7 protein-coding genes are annotated in these 8,006 nt (G+C 73.3%); 3 read left to right on the top strand and 4 right to left on the bottom strand.

The window, feature by feature from the left end; all coding sequences use genetic code 11:
• On the bottom strand, nucleotides 1-672 hold the full coding sequence (locus ACFYOH_RS40335; RefSeq protein ID WP_388636244.1) for a response regulator: 672 nt from the start codon (nucleotides 670-672) through the stop codon (nucleotides 1-3).
• A gap of 78 nt (nucleotides 673-750) precedes the next feature.
• On the bottom strand, nucleotides 751-1,956 hold the full coding sequence (locus ACFYOH_RS40330) for a sensor histidine kinase (RefSeq protein ID WP_388636242.1): 1,206 nt from the start codon (nucleotides 1,954-1,956) through the stop codon (nucleotides 751-753).
• Nucleotides 1,957-2,073: 117 nt separating this feature from the next.
• Between ACFYOH_RS40330 and ACFYOH_RS40325 the strand changes: the two genes are divergently transcribed.
• Nucleotides 2,074-3,261, top strand: coding sequence for an SAM-dependent methyltransferase (locus ACFYOH_RS40325; protein ID WP_388636240.1), 1,188 nt, complete (start codon nucleotides 2,074-2,076; stop codon nucleotides 3,259-3,261).
• A 97-nt stretch (nucleotides 3,262-3,358) separates the two neighbouring features.
• Here ACFYOH_RS40325 and ACFYOH_RS40320 read toward each other — a convergent pair whose 3' ends face one another.
• Entirely contained in the window at nucleotides 3,359-4,510 is a 1,152-nt protein-coding gene (locus tag ACFYOH_RS40320; protein ID WP_388636238.1) for an NADH-quinone oxidoreductase subunit D, read from the bottom strand.
• Between the two features lie 31 nt (nucleotides 4,511-4,541).
• Here ACFYOH_RS40320 and ACFYOH_RS40315 point away from each other — a divergent pair, with 31 nt between their 5' ends.
• On the top strand, nucleotides 4,542-5,045 hold the full coding sequence (locus ACFYOH_RS40315; RefSeq protein WP_388636236.1) for a PH domain-containing protein: 504 nt from the start codon (nucleotides 4,542-4,544) through the stop codon (nucleotides 5,043-5,045).
• A gap of 23 nt (nucleotides 5,046-5,068) precedes the next feature.
• On the top strand, nucleotides 5,069-6,421 hold the full coding sequence (locus ACFYOH_RS40310; protein WP_388636234.1) for a PH domain-containing protein: 1,353 nt from the start codon (nucleotides 5,069-5,071) through the stop codon (nucleotides 6,419-6,421).
• 61 nt (nucleotides 6,422-6,482) lie between these two features.
• Here ACFYOH_RS40310 and ACFYOH_RS40305 read toward each other — a convergent pair whose 3' ends face one another.
• Complete coding sequence (locus ACFYOH_RS40305; RefSeq protein ID WP_388636232.1) at nucleotides 6,483-7,859, bottom strand: hypothetical protein; 1,377 nt, start codon at nucleotides 7,857-7,859, stop codon at nucleotides 6,483-6,485.
• Nucleotides 7,860-8,006: the final 147 nt, after the last annotated feature.

Raw genomic sequence — 8,006 nt, 5'->3', positions numbered from 1 at the left:
TCAGCCGTGGCCGCCCGCGCGTACCAGACCCGTCTCGTAGGCGAGCACCACGACCTGCACCCGGTCGCGCAAGCCCAGCTTGGTCAGGATGCGGCCCACATGGGTCTTCACCGTGGCCTCGCTCAGCACCAGCCGGGCCGCGATCTCACCGTTGGACAGGCCCTGCGCGACCAGCACCATCACCTCGCGCTCCCGGTCGGTGAGCCGGTCCAGCTCCCTGTGCTGCGACTCCTTGCCGGTGGACGGCAGCATCGGCGCGAAACGGTCCAGCAGGCGCCGGGTGGTGGAGGGCGCCACGACCGCGTCACCGCTGTGCACCGCCCGGATCGCACCCAGCAGATCACCCGGCGGCACGTCCTTGAGCATGAAGCCGGAGGCGCCCGCCTTCAGCCCGGAGAAGGCGTACTCGTCCAGGTCGAAGGTGGTCAGGATCAGCACCTTGGGCGGATCGGGCTCCACGCAGATCCGCCGGGTGGTCTCCACGCCGTCCAGCTTGGGCATGCGGACGTCCATCAGGACGACGTCGACGGGCGTGGACCGCAGCACCTGGAGGGCCTCGACTCCGTCGCCCGCCTCCGCCACGACCTCCATGTCCGGCTGGGCGGCGAGCACCATCCGGAACCCGGTGCGCAGCAGCACCTGGTCGTCGACGAGCATCACACGGATCGTCATCGGGCCTCTTTCGTTCGGGGCGGTGAGGTGGCTTCAGGGCGAGGGTGTACAGGTGTCAACAGGGGGCGTACGGCTGCGTCAGTGCGCCGGTTTGAGCGGGAGCAGGGCGCTGATGCGGAATCCTCCGCCCGGGCGCGGGCCCGCGTCCAGGGTGCCGCCGACCATGCCGACCCGTTCGCGCATACCGATCAGCCCGTGCCCCTGGCCGTCGGCGCCGCCCTCCTCGTACAGCTCGTGCGGCGCGCCCTTGCCGTCGTCCTCGACGAGCAGGCCGAGCCCGTCGTCGAAGTAGACCAGCCGGACGCTGGCGCCCGCGTGGGGCCCCCCGTGCTTGCGGGTGTTGGTCAGCGCCTCCTGCACGATCCGGTACGCGGTCAGCTCCACGCCGCTCGGCAGCGGGCGCGGGGTGCCCTCGACCTTGAAGTCGACCGGGAGACCGGAACTGCGGCACTGTTCGATCAGCTCGTCGATCTGCCCGACGTCCGGCTGCGGGACGTACTCCCCGCTCTCCTGGTGCTCCCCGGTGCGCAGCACGCCCAGCAGCCGGCGCATCTCGGCGAGGGCCTGACGGCCGGTGGAGGAGATCGTCTCCAGCGCCTTCTTGGCCTGGTCGGGGGCGGCGTCGAGGACATAGGCCGCGCCGTCGGCCTGCACTACCATCACCGACACGTTGTGCGCCACGACATCATGCAGCTCGCGCGCGATACGGGCGCGCTCGGCGGCGACCGCGACCTTCGACTGCGCCTCGCGCTCCTTCTCCAGGCGGGCCGCGCGCTCCTCCAGCTGGGCGAAGTATGCACGCCGCGTGCGCATGGAGTCACCGAGCACCCAGGCGAGCGCGAAGGGCACCGTCTGGAAGACGACTATCGCGATCTGCCCCGGAAAACTGGTGTGCTCGTTCGGCCAGCGGAACTGCGCGAGGGGCGCCGCGACGAGACTCGCGGCGAGCGCGAGCCGGGAGGCCCAGCGCGCGCCGACCGTCGCCACCGTGTAGGTGATCACCAGCATGGCGAAGTCGGCGACGGTCGTCTCGACGTCCACCACCAGCTGGGCCAGACCCGTCGCGAGGGCGACCAGCAGCATCGGCTCCGGGAACCGGCGGCGCAGCGCGACGACGACGCACAGGACGGCGGACACGGCCATCCCCCCGGCGAGCGTCATGTGGTGACCGGGCACCCCGTGGAGATTGACCACGCTCAGACCGGACAGCCCGAACAGGACGACGGCCCAGAAGGTGTCGACCCAGGTCGGGTGGCGGCGGAGGAAGTCGTAGAGGCGCTGCACGTAACCCAGAGTAGGGAAACCGGATGCATGCAGGGTCAACCGGAGGGCCGATCCGTGCCCGGGGCGCGTACTCCGCAAGGTGGAGGAGGTGATCATCTGTGCGCCTAGTCTGGTCCGGTGACGGATGAGACGGCACGGGGAGCGGGACCGCGCCCCGGCGACGGAGACGGCGGGGGCGGCCGGCGCGGCTGGCGTGCGGCGACCGAGGCGGCGCTGTACGGGCCCGGCGGCTTCTACCGCCGCCCGGAAGGCCCGGCCGGCCACTTCCGTACGTCCGTACACGCCTCCTCGCTGTTCGCGCAAGCCGTGGCCCGGCTGCTGTGCCGGGTCGACGAGGCACTGGGCCGGCCCCCGGTGCTGGACTTCGTCGACATGGGCGCGGGGCGGGGCGAACTGGTCTCCGGGGTGCTGGCCGCCCTGCCTGCCCACGTGGCCGCACGCGCGCGTGGGTACGCCGTCGAACTCGCCGACCGCCCGGCCGGGCTGGACGAACGGATCACCTGGCTGGACATGCCTCCGGCCACCGTCACGGGCCTGCTGTTCGCCAACGAGTGGCTGGACAACGTGCCCGTGGACGTGGTCGAGGTCGACTCCGCGGGCGTGCCCCGGCTGGTGCTCGTCACCGAGGACGGCACCGAACGGCTCGGGGAGCCGGTGACCGGCGCGGAGGCGGACTGGCTCGCCCGGTGGTGGCCGTTGCCGGCCGAGGAGGGGCTGCGCGCGGAGATCGGGCTGCCCCGGGATCTGGCGTGGGCCTCGGCGGTGGACCGGGTGGTGCGCGGGCTCGCGGTGGCCGTGGACTACGCGCACACCGTCGGCACGCGCCCCCCGTTCGGGACGCTCACCGGCTTCCGGGAAGGGCGCGAGACGGCGCCCGTGCCGGACGGGTCGTGCGACATCACGGCGCACGTCGCCCTGGACGCATGCGCGGCGGCCGTCACGGCGCGCACGCCCTCGGACGCGCCCCGCACGCCCCTCGATACGGCGCGCACACCCCCCGGCACCACGCATAGGACCTCGGCCACGCCCCGGCGTCCGGCGCACACGCCCACTGACACGTCGCAGGCGCCCTCCCCCACGGCGCGCACGCTGCCTCCCGCCCGCCTCCTCACCCAGCGCGCCGCGTTGCGCGCCCTGGACCTCACCGGCGCGCGCCCCCCGCTCGCGCTGGCCTCCACGGACCCCACGGCCTATGTGCGCGCCCTCGCGAACGCCGGAGAGGCCGCCGAGCTCACCGCCCCCGGCGGGCTCGGCGACTTCGGCTGGCTGGTGCAGCCCGTTGGAATTCCGGACCCACTCGCCTGAGCCTGCTGCCTGCCGCCTGCCGCCCGCTGCCTGCTGCCTGCCGCCCGCTGCCTGCCGCCTGCTGCCTGCTGCCTGCTGCCTGCTGCCTGCTGCCGGCCTACTTGTCGATGTCGCCGACCACGAAGAACATCGAGCCCAGGATCGCCACCATGTCCGCCACCAGCGTCCCCGGCAGCAACTCGGTCAGCGCCTGGATGTTGTTGTACGAGGCAGAGCGCAGCTTCAGCCGGTACGGCGTCTTCTCACCCTTGCTGACCAGGTAGTAGCCGTTGATGCCGAGCGGATTCTCGGTCCACGCGTACGTGTGCCCCTCGGGCGCCTTCAGCACCTTCGGCAGCCGCTGGTTGATCGGCCCCGGCGGCAGCTCGGCGAGCCGGTCCAGGCAGGCGTCGGCGAGATCGAGCGCGTTGTGGGTCTGGTCCAGGAGCACCTCGAAGCGGGCGAGGCAGTCGCCCTCGCTCCGGGTGACGACCTTCAGGGTGTCCTGGAGATCGCCGTACGCCAGGTAGGGCTCGTCGCGGCGCAGGTCGAAGTCGACGCCCGATGCTCGCGCGATGGGCCCGCTCACGCCGTAGGCGTGCACGGTCTGCGGCGTCATCGCGCCCACCCCGCGCGTGCGCCCCCGGAAGATCTCGTTGCCGAGCACCAGGTCGTCGAAGACGTCCATGCGCGAGCGCACGTCGGCGACGGCGGCACGCGCGCGTGCGGTCCATCCGGCCGGCAGGTCCTCCTTCAGGCCGCCGACGCGGTTGAACATGTAGTGCATGCGTCCGCCGGAGACCTCCTCCATGACGTTCTGGAGCACCTCGCGCTCCCGGAACGCATAGAACACCGGGGTGATGCCGCCCAGCTCCAGCGGGTAGGAACCGAGGAACATCAGGTGGTTCAGGACCCGGTTCAGCTCGGCAAGCAGCGTGCGCGTCCACACCGCCCGCTCGGGCACCTCCATGCCGAGCATCCGCTCCACGGCGAGGACCACGCCCAGCTCGTTCGAGAACGCCGACAGCCAGTCGTGGCGGTTGGCGAGCACGATGATCTGGCGGTAGTCGCGCGCCTCGAAGAGCTTCTCGGCGCCGCGGTGCATATAGCCGATCACCGGCTCCGCGCGCACGATGCGCTCCCCGTCCAGCACGAGCCTGAGCCGCAGCACGCCGTGCGTGGACGGGTGCTGGGGCCCGATGTTGAGCACCATGTCGGTGCTTTCCGCGGCGCCGCCGATCCCGACCGTGGTCTCCGTCGTAGGAGTCATGGCCCCAGTTTCCCCTACGTACGCTGGCCCCATGGAAACGGGGAGCCCGGAGGAGACCGGGATACCGGGGGCCGAACTGGAGTGGCGGGGACTGCAGCCCGCCCTGATGCGGATGCGCCGACTGCTCGTGGTGGTGTGGACGGCGGTGCTCGCGGTCGTCACCGGGTTGCTGCCGGGCCTGCTCGTGGGGCCCGCGTGGGCCGCCTTCGCCCTGGTGCCCGTGGCCTGCGTCGCGTGGTGCTGGCGGCTGGTGGGGCGCAACTGGCGCTCGTGGCGGTACGCCGAGCGCGCGGACGACCTGCTGATCAGTCGAGGTGTCCTGTGGCGCGAGGAGACGGTGGTGCCGTACGGGCGGATGCAGCTGGTGGAGGTCACCTCCGGACCCGTCGAGCGGCGCTTCGGGCTGGCGACCGTGCAACTGCACACGGCGGCCGCCGCGACCGACGCCACCATCCCCGGTCTTGACCCGGCCGAGGCGGAACGGCTGCGCGACCGGCTCACCGAGCTGGGCGAGGCGCGATCGGCGGGCCTGTGACGACCCCGGGTCACGGCGAAAAGGTGACCTCGGATGACGACGAGGAGAGGACCGCGGACTACGACGAGGAGATACCGGCGCCCGCGCCGGTGACCGAGCGCCGACTGCACCCCGTCACGCCGTTCCGCCGGGCGTGGGCGCCGGTCGCCGTGGTCGCCGGATGGGCGGTGCACGACCCGAACGGGACACAGGCGCAGCTGGCGCGGCTGACCACCACCGCCCTGCTGCTGGGGCTCGCGGTGCTGGTGCCGGTGGCCGGCCTCTGCGGCTTCCTGTCCTGGTGGTTCACGCACTACGCGGTCACCGACGCCGAACTGCGCATCCGTACCGGCCTGCTGTTCCGGCGCGCCGCGCACATCCAGCTGGAGCGCATCCAGGCCGTGGACGTCTCCCGTCCCCTCCTCGCGCGCGTGGCGGGTGTCGCCAAGCTGCGGATCGACGTCGTCGGGGCCGACGACAAGGACGAACTGGCCTTCCTCGGCGAGCAGGAAGCGCGCGCCCTGCGCGCGGAGCTGCTGGCGCGCGCGGCGGGTTTCGCGCCCGAGACGGCGCGCGAAGTCGGCGAGGCGCCGGCGCGCGAGCTGCTGCGCGTACCCCCGCGCGCGCTGGCGCTCTCCCTGCTGCTGACGGGCGCCACCTGGGGCTCGTTGTGCGCCGCGCTCGTCGTACCGACCGTGCTGTGGCTCACCACCCACAACCTGTGGACGGTCCTCGCGACCGCCCTGCCGCTGTTCGGCGCGGCCGGCGCGAGCAGCGCGGGACGGTTCACCGGCGAGTTCGACTGGAAGGTGAGCGAGTCACCGGACGGACTGCGCATCGACCGCGGGCTGCTCGACCGTACGCACGAGACGATCCCGCCCGGCCGGGTGCAGACCGTGCGGATCGTGGAGCCGCTGCTGTGGCGGTGGCTCGGCTGGGTGCGGGTGGAACTGGACGTGGCCGGATCCGCCAACTCGGTGCTGGTACCGGTCGCTCCGCGCCCGATCGCCAAGTCGGTCGTCGCGCGCGTGCTGCCGGGCGTGACGGTGCCTCAGGAGCTGTCGCGGCCGCCGCGGCGGGCCCGCTGGTGCGTGCCGGTGTGGTGGCGCGGTCACCGTCTCGCGGTCACCGGCGCGGTGTTCGCCACCCGGCACGGTCTTCTGCGGCGCCGGCTCTCGCTGGTCCCGCATGCCAAGGTGCAGAGCGTGCGGCTGAGCCAGGGGCCCTGGCAGCGTCTGTGGCGGCTCGCCGACGTCCACGTGGACACCGGGGCCGACAAGACCGTGACGGCCGGTCTGCGGGACGCCCAGGAGGCCGCGCGGCTTCTGCACGCCCAGGCGGAGCGGTCGCGTACGGGCCGCCGGGACGCCCGCCCCGACCGCTGGATGACCGGATGACATCGGGCCCGGCTCCCCTCACGGGAGTCGGGCCCGGTAGTGCCTGATGCGTGGTGCGGTGTCAGGAGGCCGCGCTGCGCAGCCGCTGGACGTCGATCTGCTCGGTCTCGTCGTGGGCGGTCAGGTCGATGACCTGGCCGGCGCCGTCCGACTGCGCGCCGGCGTGCTTGAACTCGGCCTCGGCCTCTGCCTTGTGCACGGCGAGGGCCTCCGGGCCGACGACGTCGGCGAGATCCTCGTTCTGCACGGAGTCCAGCGCGGCCTTCGGTGCGTCCTTCTGGGTGCCGAAGAAGTCGAATCCGCCTTCGACCACCGGGCGCCGCGCGGGCGCGGCCGGTACGACGGCCACCGCGGTCGGCACCGTGAAGTGCCCGGCGGGCGGCCGGCCCACGGGCTTGGCGCTCTCGGCCAGAGCCATCGGGGCGGCGGCCGCACGCGCGTGCCCGTCGGCCGCCACGGGCTTCCCCTGCGCCTCGTCCTCCTGGGCGGCCGGCGCACCGGCCTCGCTCACGGAAGCACCGGCGCCGTCCGTCACGCCTTCCGCCGCGTCCTCACGGGCGCCTTCCGCCCGCGCGGCGGAGTCCCCCCCGCCCGCGTCGGTCTTGCGGACATCGGCCGTGCCCGCCGGAACAGCGCCCGCGTCGGCCCTGGCCTCGCCGGCGTGGGTCGCACCCGCCTCGGGAGCCACCGCCTCGGTGTCCCCGGAAGCCGCCTCCTCGGAAGCCACGCGCGTGGCCGTGTCCACGGAAGCCTCGGCGCCCGTCACGGGGTCCTCCGCGGCCTCGCCGTCGAACCGGGCCAGGGCCGTCAGGGCCTGCCGGTAGAGCCGCGCGCCCTCGGGCGAGAACACCGCGTACGCCGTCGGCTCGTCCCCGGAGTCCGCCCCGGCCTCACCGGCCTCAGCGACAGCCTCCACGGGCTCCTCGGCCGGCTCCAGGTCCGGCTCGGCGCGGCGCGCGGGCGGCAGCGCGGGCGAGGGCACGGTCGCCTCGATCTCCAGCAGCCGGCGCCCCTCCAGGGCGCTGGCGCGCTCGGTCTCCGCCGTGGCGTACCGGCGCAGCAGGGCCGCGTGCTCGTTGCGCAGGCCGGCCAGCTCCGCGCGCTTGGCGCGCAGCCGCTGCTCCAGCTTGGTGCGCAGCTCGCGCGACTCCTCCAGGTCGGTCTCCAGTTCGGCGAGCCGCTCCTCGTACCGCCACTCGTCACCGGCACGCGCGCGTGTGAGGTCGGCGACCTGCTTGCCCGCGTGGATGTCCCAGCGGCGCATCACGAACGCGCCCACGACCGCCGTGGCCGCAGCGGCCCCGGCCAGCGCGCGCAGCACCATGGCATCGGAGAACACCCAGGGACCCAGCGCGCAGACGATGGAGACACCGGCGATCGCCGAAGGAGGCAACAACCGATGCAATGGTGGTGAATGGCGGTGGCGTCCACGTGGCATGGCCAGAAACTTACCGCGCGTAGGCGAATCGCGGACCCCCGCCCCGTAAAAACCCGGCCACATCACCGGCTTTGCGCGGCGTCAGTCGTGCGGGGGCTCAGTGGGCGACCAGCCGTGAGCTGAGCCACTGGAGGGTGGCGGGGATCT

The sequence above is a fragment of the Streptomyces sp. NPDC007856 genome (assembly GCF_042868225.1).
Lineage (GTDB): Bacteria > Actinomycetota > Actinomycetes > Streptomycetales > Streptomycetaceae > Streptomyces.
This window is presented reverse-complemented; position numbering and strand designations above follow the sequence as displayed.

Coding starts and splice junctions, on each gene's coding strand:
- ACFYOH_RS40335 (WP_388636244.1), bottom strand. CDS start 672: ATGACGATCCGTGTGATGCTCGTCGACGACCAGGTGCTGCTGCGCACC.
- ACFYOH_RS40315 (WP_388636236.1), top strand. CDS start 4,542: ATGGAAACGGGGAGCCCGGAGGAGACCGGGATACCGGGGGCCGAACTG.
- ACFYOH_RS40320 (WP_388636238.1), bottom strand. CDS start 4,510: ATGACTCCTACGACGGAGACCACGGTCGGGATCGGCGGCGCCGCGGAA.
- ACFYOH_RS40305 (WP_388636232.1), bottom strand. CDS start 7,859: ATGCCACGTGGACGCCACCGCCATTCACCACCATTGCATCGGTTGTTG.